This is a genomic window from Gordonia crocea, from assembly GCF_009932435.1.
Lineage (GTDB): Bacteria > Actinomycetota > Actinomycetes > Mycobacteriales > Mycobacteriaceae > Gordonia > Gordonia crocea.
In genome coordinates, this window is record NZ_BJOU01000002.1 from 215,770 (window position 1) to 229,651 (window position 13,882).

The window sequence follows — 13,882 nt, forward strand, 5'->3', positions numbered from 1 at the left end:
GATTACCTACCGGAGCAGCGGCTACGGCTGCTTGGACAACTCTGGTGAGTTCCGGTTCATCCAAGTTCTTTGAGGCCCGCGATGCTGTCGGGGGTCTTCAGGGCCAGGGTGGGGGTGCCCTTGAGTTCGCGCTTGGCAATCCCGACGAGGGTCCCGGCGGGGGGCAGTTCGGCGAGGCCGGTGGTACCCAATTCGCGCATCGTCACCGAGCACAGGTCCCAGCGCACCGGCCGGGTCACCTGGGCGACGAGCTTGGCCAGCGCCTCGGCGCCGTCGGTGACGGCCTTGCCGTCCGAGTTCGACAGCAGTGTGAGCGCGGGATCGGACGGGGTGATGGCGGCCGCGGCCTCGGCAACGGCCTGCTGGGCGGGTTCCATATATGCGGTGTGGAAGGCGCCGGCCACGGCCAGTTTGCGGGTGCGTGCCTTCTCCGGCGGGTTCGCGACGAGCTCATCGATGGCATCGACAGTGCCGGCGGCGACGATCTGCCCGACGGCGTTGCGGTTGGCGGGCACCAGGTCGAGTTCGTCGAGGCGGGCGAGGACCTCGTCCTCGTTGCCGCCGAGAACGGCGGCCATCGTGGTCGGGGTGAGCGCGCAGGCGCGGGCCATCTCCCGGCCCCGGATCGCGGCCAGGGTGACGGCCTCGTCCGCGGTGATCACGCCGGCGATGGCGGCGGCGGCCAACTCGCCGACCGAGTGTCCGGCGACGATGGTGTCGGCGGGAAGCGGATGTTGCTTGGCGACCTCGTCGTAGGCGAGGAGGGCCGCGGCGACGACGAGCGGCTGGGTGATCGCGGTGTCGGTGATCTCCTCGGCCGTCGCGGTGGTCCCGAGCCGTTCCAGCTCGAGCCCGGTCAGCTTCGACCAAGTCGCCAGCTGATCGCGGGCGCCGGCAAGCTCCAACCAATCGGTGAGCATGCCGGGCGTCTGAGAGCCCTGTCCGGGCGCAAGCAACGTAAGCACCTTGTTAGGGAACACCCTAAACGCATCTGATGACGGTGTTGTCGAGCATGAACCTTGACGGCGCAATTTGTAGGATTCCTACAAAGGCGCCCCTGGGTGTGCCGTCTCCGACGCCGGGTCGTTATCCGTTACCAAATCGAGTCCAAACCCCCTCAACCTGGGAAAACAGTAAGACGCCCATGTTGCCCGTGTGACTCAAGTGGCTGGTGATTGCAATTTGTCTCGGAAGTGAGTCAAACGACCGACAGTAGTTGCCACGCGCAAGACATAGGCGTCACGCGGGTTAGTTGCGTCACGCCCGGTGATTTCGGCGATTCGTTTTAGTCGATATCGGACAGTATTGGGGTGGACGAACAGCGTCCGGGCGCATGACTCGACCGACCCGCCGGCGTCCAGGTAGGCCTCCAACGTCGCCGTGAGATTCGCCCCCGCGGCGCTGAGCGGCTTGGTGAGGGTTTGGATGAGGGTGACCGCCGCGGTCGGGTCCCCGGCCAGTGCGCGTTCGGGCAACAGCTCCAGGCTGTGCACCGGGCGCGGGGCGCCCGGCCATCCGACGACCGCCTCCATTCCGGCCAGCGCCTCGACGGCGCTGGTGTGGGCGCTCTCGAGGTCGGGCATGGTCGGACCGATGACCACCGGGCCCTCGGCGAAGTTGTCCAGCAACTCGGCGACGAACGGTTCGGTGGCGGTGATGGGCCCGCTCACGATGGTGACCAGCGCCGACCCCTGGACGACGGAGAGCGCCGAGCGGTCGTGCGCGACCGCGGTGTTGTGGATCGTGAGCGGAACCGACACGTTCTGTTCCGGCGGCGGGTTGCCGACGATCACCGTCGCGGCGGCGTCGGAGGCCCAGTTCAACGCGGCCGCGCGCGACATCAGCTGCGGGCCGGTGTCGCCGCGCACGACGGCGTCGACGACCAGCGCCTCCAGCCGCGAGTCCCATGCGCCGCGCGACTCGGCCGCGGTGGCGTAGATCGAAGCGGCGGCGAAGCCGATCTCGCGTCCGTAGCGCAGGACCGATTCGGTCAGCGCCCGCAGCTGTTCGTCGTTGCGGGCGAGCAGCGGCAGCCACTTCTCGAAGAACTCCATCGCCGCGCGAACCATTTCGACGGTCTGCAGCAGTGTGATCCGGCGGGCGAGGTCCTGCGGGACCACCTGGAAGGCCTCGACGGTGAACTTGACGTTCCCCTCGGGGTCCTGGATCCACTCCGCGAAGTTGACCACCGCGGTCTGGACGACCAACTGCACCGAGGCGCGCTGGGCGGCGTCGAGTTCGGAGAAATAGGGGAGCTGGTCGGACATCGAATGCACGGCCTCGGTGGCCAGGCGTCCGCTGTACTGCTTGATCCGGCGCAGCAGTGTGTCCGGGAGTGCGTCACGCACGTTCGCCGGGGTGGGCACGTGCGCGCCGCGTTCCCCGAACACATCCATGCCGGGGAACTGTTGACTCGGTTGCGCGTCGGGCATCCCCTCAGTGTATGGCCGCCGGGCCTACGCCACCCCTGGGTCGCTGGTCTGCTCCGGCGCGGCATTGACGTCGTCGATCCGGTACCGCTGTGCGGCTTGCGCGGCGACCGACCTGTCCAGCTTCCCGTCGCGGGCCAGCGCGAGCAGGACACCGACGACGATCGACTCGGCGTCGACGTTGAACACCCGGCGCGCGGCCGGCCGGGTGTCGGAGAAGCCGAAGCCGTCGGTGCCCAGCGTCAGGTAGGTGCCCGGCACGTAGGCGCGGATCTGTTCCTGGACCGCCCGCTGGTAGTCGCTGACCGCGACGGTGGCATCGGCACTGAGCTGACGCGTCACGAACGGTGCTTCGATGTCGGCGGACGGGGACAACAGAGTCGCTCGATCGGCCCGGATGCCGTCGCGGGCGAGTTCGGCCCACGACGTCACCGAGTAGACGGTGGCCGCGACGTTCCAGTCGGCGGCGAGCAATTCCTGCGCCCGCAGGGCGTCGGGCATCGTGACCCCCGAGACGAGGATGTTGGCCGGGGCCCCGTTCGTGACCTGGGGTGCCGGCGAGTAGCGGTAGATGCCCCGCAGCAGTGCGTCGACGTCGAGGCCCTCGGGTACCGCCGGCTGGTGGAACGGCTCGTTGTAGACGGTGATGTAGAAGAAGACGTCTTCGGGTGAATCCCCGTACATCCGCGTCAAGCCGCTGTCGACGATGTAGGCGAGTTCGTAGGCGAACGCGGGGTCGTAGATGACGGCGGCGGGATTGCTCGACGCGAGGAGCGGCGACTGGCCGTCGTTGTGTTGAAGGCCCTCGCCGGTCAGGGTGGTGCGCCCGGCGGTGGCGCCGATGACGAACCCGCGCGCCATCTGGTCGGCGGCGGCCCAGAAGCTGTCCCCGGTCCGCTGGAACCCGAACATCGAATAGAAGATGTAGAGCGGGATCATCGGCAGGCCGTGGGTCGAATAGGAACTGCCGACGGCGGTGAAGCTCGCGGTGGAACCGGCCTCGTTGATGCCCTCGTGCAGGATCTGGCCGGCGTGGCTCTCCTTGTAGGCGAGCATCAGCTCGGCGTCGACCGAGGTGTAGAGCTGGCCGTGGCGGTTGTAGATCTTCAGCGACGGGAACCAGGAATCCATGCCGAAGGTGCGCGCCTCGTCCGGGATGATCGGGACGATCCGCTGACCGATCTCGGAGTCGCGCAGCAGTTCCTTGAAGATGCGGACCAGCGCCATCGTGGTCGCCACCTGCTGTTTGCCCGAACCCTTGGCGACCGCGGCGATGGCGGGGGCGGTGTCGGGGTGCAACGGAGTCGACGCGGTGCGCCGGCTCGGCACGAAACCACCGAGGTTGTGCCGCCGTTCCACCATGTAGCGGACTTCTGGGGAATCCGCGCCGGGGTGGTAGTACGGCGGGAGGTACGGGTCGGCCTCGAGCTGCTCGTCGGTGAAGGGGATGCGCAGGGTGTCCCGCAGGGCGATCAGGTCGTCGAGGGCCAGCTTTTTCATCTGGTGCGTCGCATTGCGGCCCTCGAAATGCTTGCCCAGCGTGTAGCCCTTGATGGTCTTCGCCAGGATGACCGTCGGCTGGCCCTTGTGGGCCATCGCCGCGGCGTAGGCGGCGTAGATCTTGCGGTAGTCGTGGCCGCCGCGCTTGAGGTTCCAGATCTCCTGGTCGGAGAGGTTCTTGACGAGTTCCTTGGTGCGCGGGTCACGGTTGAAGAAGTGCTCGCGGACGAAGGCGCCGTCGTTGGCGCGATAGGTCTGGTAGTCGCCGTCGGGCGTTGAGTTCATCAGGTTGACCAGGGCGCCGTCGCGGTCGGCGTGCAGGAGGGCGTCCCATTCGCGGCCCCACACGACCTTGATGACGTTCCATCCGGCCCCGCGGAAGAAGGACTCGAGTTCCTGGATGATCTTGCCGTTGCCGCGGACCGGGCCGTCGAGGCGCTGCAGGTTGCAGTTGACGACGAAGGTCAGGTTGTCCAGGCCCTCGGTGGCAGCGACCTGGAGCAGTCCGCGGGATTCGGGCTCGTCCATCTCACCGTCGCCCAAAAACGCCCATACGTGCTGCTCACTCGTGTCGGTGAGGCCGCGGTCGTGGAGGTAGTGGTTGAAGCGCGCCTGCATGATCGCGTTCATCGGGCCGAGGCCCATCGACACCGTCGGGAACTGCCAGAAGTCGGGCATCAGTCGCGGGTGCGGATAGGACGGCAGCCCACCGCCGGCCCCGGCATGGCTGTGCTCCTGCCGGAAGCCGTCGAGTTGGCTCTCGGTGAGTCTGCCCTCGAGGAAGGCGCGGGCGTAGATGCCCGGCGAGGCGTGACCTTGGATGAAGACCTGGTCGCCGCCGCCGGGATGGTCTTGGCCGCGGAAGAAGTGGTTGAAACCGACTTCGTAGAGCGACGCCGATGACGCGTAGGTGGAGATGTGGCCGCCGACCCCGATGCCCGGGCGCTGGGCGCGGTGCACCATGATCGCGGCGTTCCAGCGGATGAGGCGGCGGAAGTTGCGTTCGACTTCTTCGTCGCCGGGGAACCAGGGTTCGTTCTCGGTGGGGATGGTGTTGACGTAGTCGGTCGAGGTGAGCGCGGGGATCGACACGTGTCGCTCGCCGGCGCGCTCGAGGAGGCGCAACATCAGGTACCGTGCGCGGGCCGGCCCCGCCGCATCGATCAGCCCGTCCAGGGAGTTGACCCACTCGGAGGTTTCCTCCGGGTCGATGTCGGGCAGATAGGAGGCCACGCCCTCTCGGATGACGCGGACGCGGTTGGTGGTTGTCGACTCGTCAGACACGGTGATCGGTTCCTCTGATTCTGTTGTCACCGCACGGTGGTGGTGCGCGGTGGAATGGGTTGGCGGACACCATGGGTGAGGTGCCTCGCACCTCCAGCCTAATGGTGTCGCGGGTCTCAGGGGAGGGCCCGGGGGTGGCATCGGTTCCCGCGGCCGGATGGCTCGGCGTGTGCCCGGGCGCCCGTGCGATTATCCTCAAGGACGCAACCGGCGGAAACAGCGTCGGAGGCCTGAGACATCCGAGGGGGATCCAATGACCGCACCCGTTCCGCCGCAGCCGGGTTCGTTGCCGCAGGGGGAGTACGCGCCGATCGCACCGCCCGTTCAGCCTCCGACCGCGCAGCCGCAGTATGCCCAGCCGCAGTACGCCCAGGGCCCGGGTGTGTACACCGCGGTCTTCAAGGCCCACACCGGGCTGCTCATCATGTCGTTGACAAGTCCGAAGCAGGTGACCGGGTCGCTGGCCGACGTGCGCCGGGCGTTTTGGGCGGCGCAGGCGCACTGCCTGTGCCTCGGCTGGTTCGGGATCTTGTCCGCGCTGATCTACAACTGGATCGCAATCTTTGGCAATATCTCGGAGTTGAGCCGGGTCAAGGCCATCGCCAAACAATACGGAGAATCATGAACCACGCCATCGCTGGATCCGCACGTCGTCGTCTGGTGGTCGGCGTAGCCGCTGCCGCGACTGCGGTGGGGGTGCTGAGCGGGTGTACCGTCTCGGGCTCGGCCACCGCTCCGACCGCCGAGGTTGCGGCCTACAAGGCGCAGCAGGAGGTCAAGAAGCAGAAGGCCAACGCGCTCGTGGAATGCGTCACCATCCCGATCACGATGCGCGAGAGCGTCGACGTCTACAACGAGATGGTGCGTGCCTTCAACGCCTCCGGCGGGTGGGACCCGAACCTGGTGAACAAGGCGATCGCGCGGATCGACCTGGACATCAACAAGCTGCGCGAGTCGTCGCAGCGGAATCTGCCCGAGGACCTCAAGGCGCAGATGGCCAAGATGATCACCGGCCGAGAGGCCCAGCGCGCCGCCGTCCTGTCCCGCAATACCAACACCATGAACTCGGCGGCTCGGGACATGAATGCCGAGCGGGACCGGTTCCGCGACTTGTGCAAGACCTACGTCGGCTGAACCCGGTCGTAGCGGTGGCGGCGGCCGTCGTCGCCGTCATCGTCGGGGCGACGGGGTGCACGGTGACCGGGCAGGCGCAGACCCCGCGCGCCCAGGTCGAGTCCTACGTCGCCGAGCGGTCGGCCGCGCGCGAACACGCCAACGGCGAGGCGGCATGCGCCACCACGCTGGCCGGCATGCGTGCCTCGGTTGCCGCGTACAACACCATGATCAGCGCGCTGAACTCATCCCAGGACATGGGCTCACTTGGCGGCGCCGACCGCGCGGTGATCATTCGGCTCGACCACGATTTGGCGAACCTCCGTGCGGCTCAGGGCAAGTCGTTGCCCGCCGGCTTGACACAACCGTTCGCCGGGGCCGCCGAGGCAACCTCGGCGATCCGCAAGGCGGTGGTCGGCAAGAAGCGCGACGAGCTCAACCCCGCCGCCCGTCGGTGGGACCGGGCGCGCCAGCGGTTGGTCCGGGTATGCGGCAGGTTTCTTCCCCGATAGTCGTCGGGATCGGGGTTTCGGCTTGCGCTCACGGCCGCGAGACGGTGGGATAACAACACAGGTCGTCGAGATCCACTCGGCGCCCGTCCAGATCGAGGGAGGTTGCGCGTGGTCGCCGCCGATGGTTCCGGTGCGCAAAAGTTGGGACTGAGCAAGGGGCTCGTCGTCCAGGAGTTGGGCTGGGACGACGATACCGACGACGACCTGCGAGCTGACATCGAAGACATCATCGACGCCGAGATGCTCGACGAGGACGCGATCGAGGTCATCGACGTGGTGGTGCTGTGGTGGCGCGACGACGACGGCGACCTGACCGATGCGCTGATCGAGGCCATCGGCCCGCTGGCCGATGACGGCTACCTATGGGTCCTCTCGCCCAAGACGGGGCGCAACGGGCACGTCGAGCCGAGCGAGGTCAGCGAAGCTGCGGCCACGACCGGGCTCACCCAGACCAGCGTCATCAACCTGGGCGACTGGACTGCGACGCGACTGGTCCAGCCCAAGTCGCGCGGTTCCCGCTGAGATGCGGGATCTGATTGCCGTCGGGGACCTCGCACCGGACTTCACCCTGCCCGACCAGAACAACCGTCGGGTGAACCTCGCCGCTCTCGCGGCCGACCGGCAGGTACTGCTGGTCTTTTTCCCGCTCGCCTTCACCGGGAACTGCGAAGGAGAGTTGGCGCTGATCCGAGACCGGGAGCCGGAGTTCGACAACGAGTCGCTGACGACGGTGGCGCTGTCGGTCGGACCCCCGCCGACGCACAAGGTCTGGTCGAGTGCCCAGGGCTTCCTGTTTCCCCTGTTGAGTGATTTCTGGCCGCACGGGGCCGTCGCACAGCAGTACGGGGTGTTCAGCGAGCAGCACGGCTACCCGCTGCGCGGCACCGTCCTGGTCGACCGGGACCGCCGCGTGCGGTTCTCCGACGTCGCCGAACCGGGCGCGCCGCGCGACGAGACGGTGTGGGAGCGCGCGCTGAGTCTGGCCTGACCGCTCTCGTTTGAACCCGTGGCGCCGGGCGCGCTAGATTTGCGGGGTTCCACCGCGGGTCGCGGGGGATAGGCGCGTATAGCTCAGCGGTAGAGCTCTGGTCTTACACACCAGCGGTCAGGGGTTCGAATCCCTTTGCGCGCACCGTCAAACCACGCGCCGGTCAGCTTGGCATCGTGATGTTCAGGCCTGCGAGTGTTCGAGCATGATCTGCTTGCCGGCGTCGCGAAGCAGCGCACTGAGGTCCGAGCGGGGTACGTCGCGGTGATCTAGCCAATCAAGCGTCGCTCCTTCGATGAAGCCCAGGAACCCGCTGAGTTGTATCCGGATCGCTGGAGTCACGGGCGCATCCCTCCCGGCGAGATGCATGATGAGCTCGCTGAATCGCGTCCGCCATTGATTGATGAAGGCTTGCACCTGTGGATCGTTGCCCAGGCCGCCGCCCATGACCGTGCGGTAAGCCTCCTCGGAGTTCTCCGCGAAGTCCAGGTACGTGTCCAGCAAGCGGGCGACGACGTCGTCCCTCCCCAGACCCTTCGCGGCATCCGCGGTGATCAACATCTGGCTGCCCCAAGATTCGATGACCGCCAGATAGCAGTCGCGCTTGGAGCCGAAGTAGTAGTACAGGCTCGGCCGCGACATGCCCGCGTCAGCTGCGATCGCGTCCAACGAGACCTGGTCATACGGCTCGTGGGCGAATCTCTGTGCCGCCGCCTCAAGCAGCTCCTGTCGCTGGGCCTCACCACGTTTGTTTCGCCGCGCTTGCGCCATCGCCCCTCCGAAGGTTGACAGATTGTCAGATCATCGTACGTGCTCAAAACGTGACTAATTGTCAAGAAGTGGGAGTCGCCCACCGGGCGGTACCCGGGCTCGCAGTTCCACGCCCTCGATTGATCCAAGAACTAGCGGAAGGACCCGGTCCATGCGTGCACGCATAGTGACAATCATCTTCGCGACGATGCTGTTCGTGCCGGCAGCACTCGCCCATGCCGCACCTGCCGCAGCGACTCTCCCCGTGTCGTACAGCGCAGCGCCCGCATATGCTTCATGGCTCGCCGCCCCGGACGCGGTGCCGCCCGGTGCGAACGACTGGTCATGCAAACCGTCGAAGGCTCATCGGCGACCGGTGATACTGGTACACGGGACCATTTCCCCGCGCGGTCTGGCTTGGAACACCTTGTCACCGCTGCTGAAGAACGACGGGTACTGCGTATACGCCCTCAACTACGGCGCGCCCGTCGGTTCGATCTTCAAGGGCACCGGACCGGTGGAAGTCTCGGCGATGAAGCAGTTCGGCCCCTTCCTCAACCGGGTGCTTCGGGCGACCGGCACCCGGCGGGTTGACATCGTCGGTCAGTCTCAAGGTGGGGCAATGCCGCTATTGGATGCGTTACGGCGACTCCGTGTGGCCCGACGGAACACCCAAAGTCGGCGCCTTTGTCGGCCTCAACCCCGGCACGCACGGCACGACGATGTTCGGCACCAGCGCGCTCATCGAGCACGTCCCGCCCAAGGCGGACCCGCTGAGGTTTGCGTGCCGTGCCTGCCAGCAGTTCTACCCACACTCGGAGTCCATGCGGCGCCTGAACAGCGCGACGCACTATCCGGGCGAGCGGTTCGCCGGCGAAATCCAGCGCGGGGTCGAATACACCATGATCGCCAGCAGGTATGACGAAGTGGTCACCCCCCTCCCCGTCTCAGTTCCTTCGGCACCCGGGGGTACGCAACATCGTCCTGCAGAACGGGTGCCCAATCGATCTGTCTGATCACCTCTCCGGACTCTTCGATCCTCGCGCCCTCGACTTGATCCGGAAAGCGCTCGATCCGGCCCGCCCGAGGACACCGCGGTGTGTCCCGGTTCTCCCGTTCGCCGCTGTGCTGCCGTGACGCGCCACCGTTCGCGAAACCGCATCACGGACATCGACGCGGCGGTGTCCGCCGCGCGAGCCGCACTCCCGGGATGGTCCGCGATGAGCCCTGATGATCGTGCAGACATTCTGGAACGATTCGCCGCGGCGCTGGCACATCTTTGCCGACCTCCGGCCGGGGTACGCCCACTGTGTTCGACAGAGATTCACGGGGCGTACCGATTCGGGCACGCTACTCAGCTCCCGTACAGCCCGGGGCGTTGGAGGGCGAAGAATTGCCAGATCAGGGCGGCGGCGTTGATCCGGTTCGACGGCCGCCACCCGGCGTCGGTGGATCCCGGCCAGCGATGGGTCCCGCCGTCGATCCGCACGTGGCTGATCATGATGCCCAGCGGGCGGCACAGGTACCAGTCGGTGCGCACGGTCTCCGCGGCGATTCGGCGCTGCACCGGCGGTTGACAGCCCGCCTGGCGGACCCAACCGCCGACCTCCTGGGGGATGGCCGGCAGCGGATAGCCGAACTTGCGGGTTCCGTCGTAGGGGACGATCGGGTCGGCGGTGCCGTGGAATTCGATGCGCGAGACCGGCGGCGCGTGCTCGCAACCGCGCTGCCCCTGCGGGTAGAAGGCGGCGGAGACCATCGCCACCGCGGCGAACTGGCCCGGCAACCGGCAGGCGAGGAGGTTGGCCAGGCCGCCGCCGTTGGACCGCCCGACGGCGAAGACGCGCGAGTTGTCGACACACGCCTGGGCGCGCACGATGCGCAGAATCGCGCGGGTGAACGCGACATCGTCGGCCTTGGCGTTGGCGTAAGGCGCGGACTGCCACGATCGGGGGCCCTCCGGGCTGCGGAGGCCCTCGGGGTACACCGCGATCGCCGGCAATCGGGAGATCTGGGTGTAGCGCTCGAACATGGCGGCACGCTCGCCGCGGCCGTGGAAGGCGAGGATCAGCGGGGTGGCCCGGTTCTTGCTGTACCCGGCGGGGAGGTGGACCCGGAAATGTCGTTCGACGCCGTTGACGGTCACCGTGCGGGCCACCGACGTGCTCGCGGACAGATTGGCCGAACCGCTGCACCCGGCGGCGGTTTCGGCTTCGACCCGAGGGGCGGCCAGCATGCATTGCGCAGCGCTGCCGCCAAGGAGGCCCGCGGCGGCGAGGACTCCGGCAGATAGCGCAAGACGACGAGAAAGCACGACCAACAGAATAGGGTGGGCCGCGATGACGGCATCCACCGAGCCTCACCAGGAGGGCGAATGAAGTTTCCGACACGGCTGGGCATCGCGACGCTCGGCGCCGCGATGCTGGCGATGACCGTGCCATCGGCGAGCCATGCCGCATCCCCGTTGCCGCAGGACTTCCTCTGGGGCGTCGCGTCGTCGGGATTCCAGTCGGAGGGATCGCCCGGTGGTCTGCCGGCGAGCAACTGGACCGTGCTGCAGCCCGGGCAGACGCCGATCGGCCGGTCCGTCGACTTCCGCCACCGCTACCGCTCGGACATCGCGCTGGCCCGGGGACTCGGCGCCAAGGTGTACCGCGTCGGGGTCGAATGGGCGCGGGTGCAGCCGTCGCCGCACCGCTTCGACGAGCGGGAGTGGGCCTACTACGACGACATGATCGGCGCGATCGTCGCCGCCGGGATGCGGCCGATGATCACCATCGACCACTGGGTCTACCCGCGGTGGATGAGCAAAGCCGGCAGCTGGGCCAACCCGGCGGCGGTGCGCTGGTGGCTGGCCTACGCGAACCAGGTGGTACACCGGTTCGCCAAGTACAACCCGCTGTGGGTGACGTTCAACGAGCCCATCATGAACGTCGCCCAACAGCTGATGCGCAATGAACTGACACCGGCCTCGGCGCCGGTGATGGCCGACCGCATGGTCGAAGTCCACCGCCGGATCTACCGCGAGATCCACCGGGTCCAACCCAAGGCGATGGTGACGTCGAACTCCGCCTACATGCCCCTCGGCGCCGAAGGCGTCATCGACCCGTTCCTCACCGACCGCTTCATGGCGCATGCCGACTTCGTCGGCCTCGACAACTACTACAGCTTCTCGCTCAGCAACCCGCTGGCGTCGGCCAACGGTCTCAGCGATGGGATGGCCGGGCTGCCGATCAACGCGGAGAGCATCTATTACGCGCTCCGGTACAACGCGCGGCGCTACCCGGGCAAGCCGATCTACATCGTGGAGAGCGGCATGCCCACCGCCGACGGCAAGCCGCGCGCCGACGGTTACCGTCGCGGCGACCACCTCGCCGACATCGTCTACTGGGTCCAGCGGGCGCGGGCCGACGGGATCCCGGTGTTCGGCTACAACTATTGGAGTCTGACCGACAACTACGAGTGGGGCAGCTTCACGCCGCGCTTCGGCCTGTACACGGTCAACGTCCTGCGCGACCCCAGTCTGCGGCGCATCCCGACCGATGCGGTGCCGGTCTACCGGCGGATCATCGCCCGCAACGGCGTCGGTCCCCACTACCGGCCCACGCGCGCCCCCGAACCGTGCTCGGTCGTCGACGCGGCCGTGAGTTGCCTGGAACCGGTGCACTGATGGCCGATCCCGCGGTCGATGCGGCAGCGGCCGTGGCCGCCCTTGCGCAGGAGTGGGCGGCGCTGCGCGAGCTGTTCGGCAGCCTCGACGACGCCCGGTTCGCTGCGGCGTCGGTCTTGCCGGGGTGGCGCAACGCCGACATCCTGGCCCATGTCATCGGTACCGAGAGCCTGCTCGCCGGGCGGCGGGTACCCGAGTACGACGTTGCGGGTCGGGCCCACGTCCACAACCCGATCGGTGAGTTGAACGAGAAGTGGATCGCGCAGTTCGCGTCCCAGGATCGCGTCGGGCTCCTCGCCGAGTTCGACGCGGTCATCGCCGAGCGATCGGCGGCGCTCGCCACCATGACAGACGCCGACCTCGCGGCCGAAACTATGACTCCGGCCGGTCCGGACACCTACGGGCGGTTCATGCGGATCCGGGTATTCGACTGCTGGATCCATGAGCTCGACGTCCGCGACGGTCTGGGGCTCGCCCCGCCCACGACGGCGGGTCCGGCCACGGTCGCCGTCGACGAGGCGTCGGCATCGCTGCCCTACGTGATGGCCAAACGGGCCGGCGTCCCGGCCGGGACGACCGTGCTCGTCGAGCTCACCGGCCTGGTCTCCCGGTCGATCGCCGTGTCGGTCGCGGAGCGGGCCCGGCTGGTCCCCGCCGACCAGGCCGAGCCCGACGTGGCGCTCACCGTCGACACCGCGCAATTCTTCCGGCTCATCGGCGGGCGACGCGACGCCGATCCGTCGGCGGTGGCGATCGCCGGTGACGACGCCCTGGGGCGCCAGATCGCCGACCACCTCGCCTACACGATCTGATCGGGTGACCGGCCGTCCCGCAGGGGAGTCGCCGCACCGGCGAAGCCCGCGGCGCGCTGCCCGTCGAGGATCTGCGCCGGCAGCGGGTCGGACAGCAGTGCGCGCGTCAGCGATGCGGTCGCGGCCAGCGGGGAGCGGGACGCGGCGACCACCACATTGCCGGTGCGCCGGCCCTTGAGCATGGCGGCGTCGGCGATCACGGCGACATGCGGAAAGACCGAGGCGATGGTCGCCACCTCGGTACGGGCCAGGTGCAGCCGCCGGTCGTCGGCGCTGTTGACGAGGTAGAGACCGCCGTCGTCGAGGAGTGCCGCCACGGCTTCGGTGAACTCGACGGTGGTCAGATGCGCCGGTGCGCGTTCGTCGCGGAAGGCGTCGCGGATGACGATGTCGCGCGTGCCCGGCGTCAACGACTCGACGACGTCGCGGGCGTCGCCGACGCGGATGCGCAGCGCCGGCGCGCGCGGCAGGTCGAACCACTCGCGCGCGTACGCCGCCAGCGCGGCGTCGATCTCCACCGCCACCTGGCGGGCGCCCGGGAACCGGTGGTCGAGGTAGCGCGGCAGGGCGCAGGCGGCCGCCCCCAGGTGCAGGACGCGCGGCGGGCGCGCGGCGGCGCCGTAGCGCTCTTCGATGACCAAGGCCATCTGCCGCATGTATTCGAAATCCAGCCGTGCCGGGTCGTCGGGGTCGATGTGGCTGCTCTCGGCGCCGTTGATGCGGACCAGCCAGCCGCCGTCGGAGGGGCTGAGCTCGGCGGTTCCGGTGTCGATGGGGTAGCGGCCCGGGGCGGGGCCGGTGTTGCGCGGTGCCACCCGGCCCAG

14 protein-coding genes, 1 tRNA gene and 2 pseudogenes are annotated in these 13,882 nt (G+C 68.1%); 11 read left to right on the top strand and 6 right to left on the bottom strand.

Annotation, left to right across the window (positions count from 1 at the left end; all coding sequences use genetic code 11):
* Positions 1–56: 56 nt before the first annotated feature.
* From nbrcactino_RS12735 to aceE, 3 genes are all read right to left on the bottom strand, one after another.
* Entirely contained in the window at positions 57–965 is a 909-nt protein-coding gene (locus nbrcactino_RS12735; protein WP_161927924.1) for an ACP S-malonyltransferase, read from the bottom strand.
* Between the two features lie 195 nt (positions 966–1,160).
* Positions 1,161–2,432 (bottom strand): PucR family transcriptional regulator, encoded by a 1,272-nt coding sequence (locus tag nbrcactino_RS12740; RefSeq protein ID WP_161927925.1) that lies wholly within the window; start codon positions 2,430–2,432, stop codon positions 1,161–1,163.
* Between the two features lie 24 nt (positions 2,433–2,456).
* Positions 2,457–5,243 carry a pyruvate dehydrogenase (acetyl-transferring), homodimeric type gene (gene aceE, locus nbrcactino_RS12745; RefSeq protein ID WP_228460854.1) on the bottom strand — a complete coding sequence of 929 codons (2,787 nt, stop codon included), beginning with the start codon at positions 5,241–5,243 and terminating at the stop codon, positions 2,457–2,459.
* A 223-nt stretch (positions 5,244–5,466) separates the two neighbouring features.
* Between aceE and nbrcactino_RS18205 the strand changes: the two genes are divergently transcribed.
* The 6 genes from nbrcactino_RS18205 (at position 5,467) to nbrcactino_RS12775 (ending at position 7,970) form a co-directional block, all read left to right on the top strand.
* Positions 5,467–5,838: a hypothetical protein gene (locus tag nbrcactino_RS18205; RefSeq protein WP_228460855.1), complete on the top strand. Its 372-nt coding sequence runs from the start codon at positions 5,467–5,469 to the stop codon at positions 5,836–5,838.
* Positions 5,835–6,347 (top strand): Rv2240c family protein, encoded by a 513-nt coding sequence (locus nbrcactino_RS12755; RefSeq protein WP_161927926.1) that lies wholly within the window; start codon positions 5,835–5,837, stop codon positions 6,345–6,347. The genes nbrcactino_RS18205 and nbrcactino_RS12755 overlap by 4 nt, the downstream gene beginning before the upstream one ends.
* Positions 6,348–6,361: 14 nt before the next feature.
* Positions 6,362–6,838 carry an Rv2240c family protein gene (locus nbrcactino_RS12760; protein WP_161927927.1) on the top strand — a complete coding sequence of 159 codons (477 nt, stop codon included), beginning with the start codon at positions 6,362–6,364 and terminating at the stop codon, positions 6,836–6,838.
* Positions 6,839–6,946: 108 nt separating this feature from the next.
* Positions 6,947–7,360 (top strand): DUF3052 domain-containing protein, encoded by a 414-nt coding sequence (locus nbrcactino_RS12765; RefSeq protein ID WP_161927928.1) that lies wholly within the window; start codon positions 6,947–6,949, stop codon positions 7,358–7,360.
* 1 nt (position 7,361) lies between these two features.
* Positions 7,362–7,826, top strand: coding sequence for a peroxiredoxin (locus nbrcactino_RS12770; RefSeq protein ID WP_161927929.1), 465 nt, complete (start codon positions 7,362–7,364; stop codon positions 7,824–7,826).
* Positions 7,827–7,898: 72 nt separating this feature from the next.
* Positions 7,899–7,970, top strand: a tRNA-Val gene (locus tag nbrcactino_RS12775).
* A gap of 39 nt (positions 7,971–8,009) precedes the next feature.
* Here the strand turns inward: nbrcactino_RS12775 and nbrcactino_RS12780 are convergent.
* Positions 8,010–8,597: a TetR/AcrR family transcriptional regulator gene (locus nbrcactino_RS12780; protein WP_161927930.1), complete on the bottom strand. Its 588-nt coding sequence runs from the start codon at positions 8,595–8,597 to the stop codon at positions 8,010–8,012.
* A 187-nt stretch (positions 8,598–8,784) separates the two neighbouring features.
* On the opposite strand from nbrcactino_RS12780, the pseudogene nbrcactino_RS18520 reads away from it, so the two are divergent.
* From nbrcactino_RS18520 to nbrcactino_RS18215, 3 genes and pseudogenes are all read left to right on the top strand, one after another.
* Positions 8,785–9,189: pseudogene (locus nbrcactino_RS18520) on the top strand (esterase/lipase family protein); the annotation flags it as partial.
* A gap of 22 nt (positions 9,190–9,211) precedes the next feature.
* Positions 9,212–9,592 (top strand): hypothetical protein, encoded by a 381-nt coding sequence (locus tag nbrcactino_RS18210; RefSeq protein WP_228460856.1) that lies wholly within the window; start codon positions 9,212–9,214, stop codon positions 9,590–9,592.
* A 117-nt stretch (positions 9,593–9,709) separates the two neighbouring features.
* Positions 9,710–9,838, top strand: a pseudogene (locus nbrcactino_RS18215) (aldehyde dehydrogenase family protein); the annotation flags it as partial.
* A 92-nt stretch (positions 9,839–9,930) separates the two neighbouring features.
* Here nbrcactino_RS18215 and nbrcactino_RS12795 read toward each other — a convergent pair.
* Positions 9,931–10,890, bottom strand: a complete 960-nt coding sequence (locus nbrcactino_RS12795) for a CE1 family esterase (RefSeq protein WP_228460857.1) — start codon at positions 10,888–10,890, stop codon at positions 9,931–9,933.
* Between the two features lie 60 nt (positions 10,891–10,950).
* On the opposite strand from nbrcactino_RS12795, the gene nbrcactino_RS12800 reads away from it, so the two are divergent.
* Together nbrcactino_RS12800 and nbrcactino_RS12805 are read left to right on the top strand one after the other, a co-directional pair.
* A complete protein-coding gene (locus nbrcactino_RS12800; RefSeq protein WP_161927932.1) occupies positions 10,951–12,246 on the top strand; it encodes a family 1 glycosylhydrolase in 1,296 nt (431 codons plus the stop codon).
* The gene (locus nbrcactino_RS12805; protein ID WP_161927933.1) at positions 12,246–13,058 is read left to right on the top strand and encodes a maleylpyruvate isomerase family mycothiol-dependent enzyme; all 813 of its coding nucleotides are present in this window, start codon (positions 12,246–12,248) and stop codon (positions 13,056–13,058) included. The genes nbrcactino_RS12800 and nbrcactino_RS12805 overlap by 1 nt, the downstream gene beginning before the upstream one ends.
* On the opposite strand, the gene nbrcactino_RS12810 is transcribed toward nbrcactino_RS12805, so the two are convergent.
* On the bottom strand, positions 13,046–13,873 hold the full coding sequence (locus nbrcactino_RS12810) for a spermidine synthase (RefSeq protein WP_161927934.1): 828 nt from the start codon (positions 13,871–13,873) through the stop codon (positions 13,046–13,048). The two genes, nbrcactino_RS12805 and nbrcactino_RS12810, sit on opposite strands and share 13 nt — an antisense overlap.
* Between the last annotated feature and the right edge of the window lie 9 nt (positions 13,874–13,882).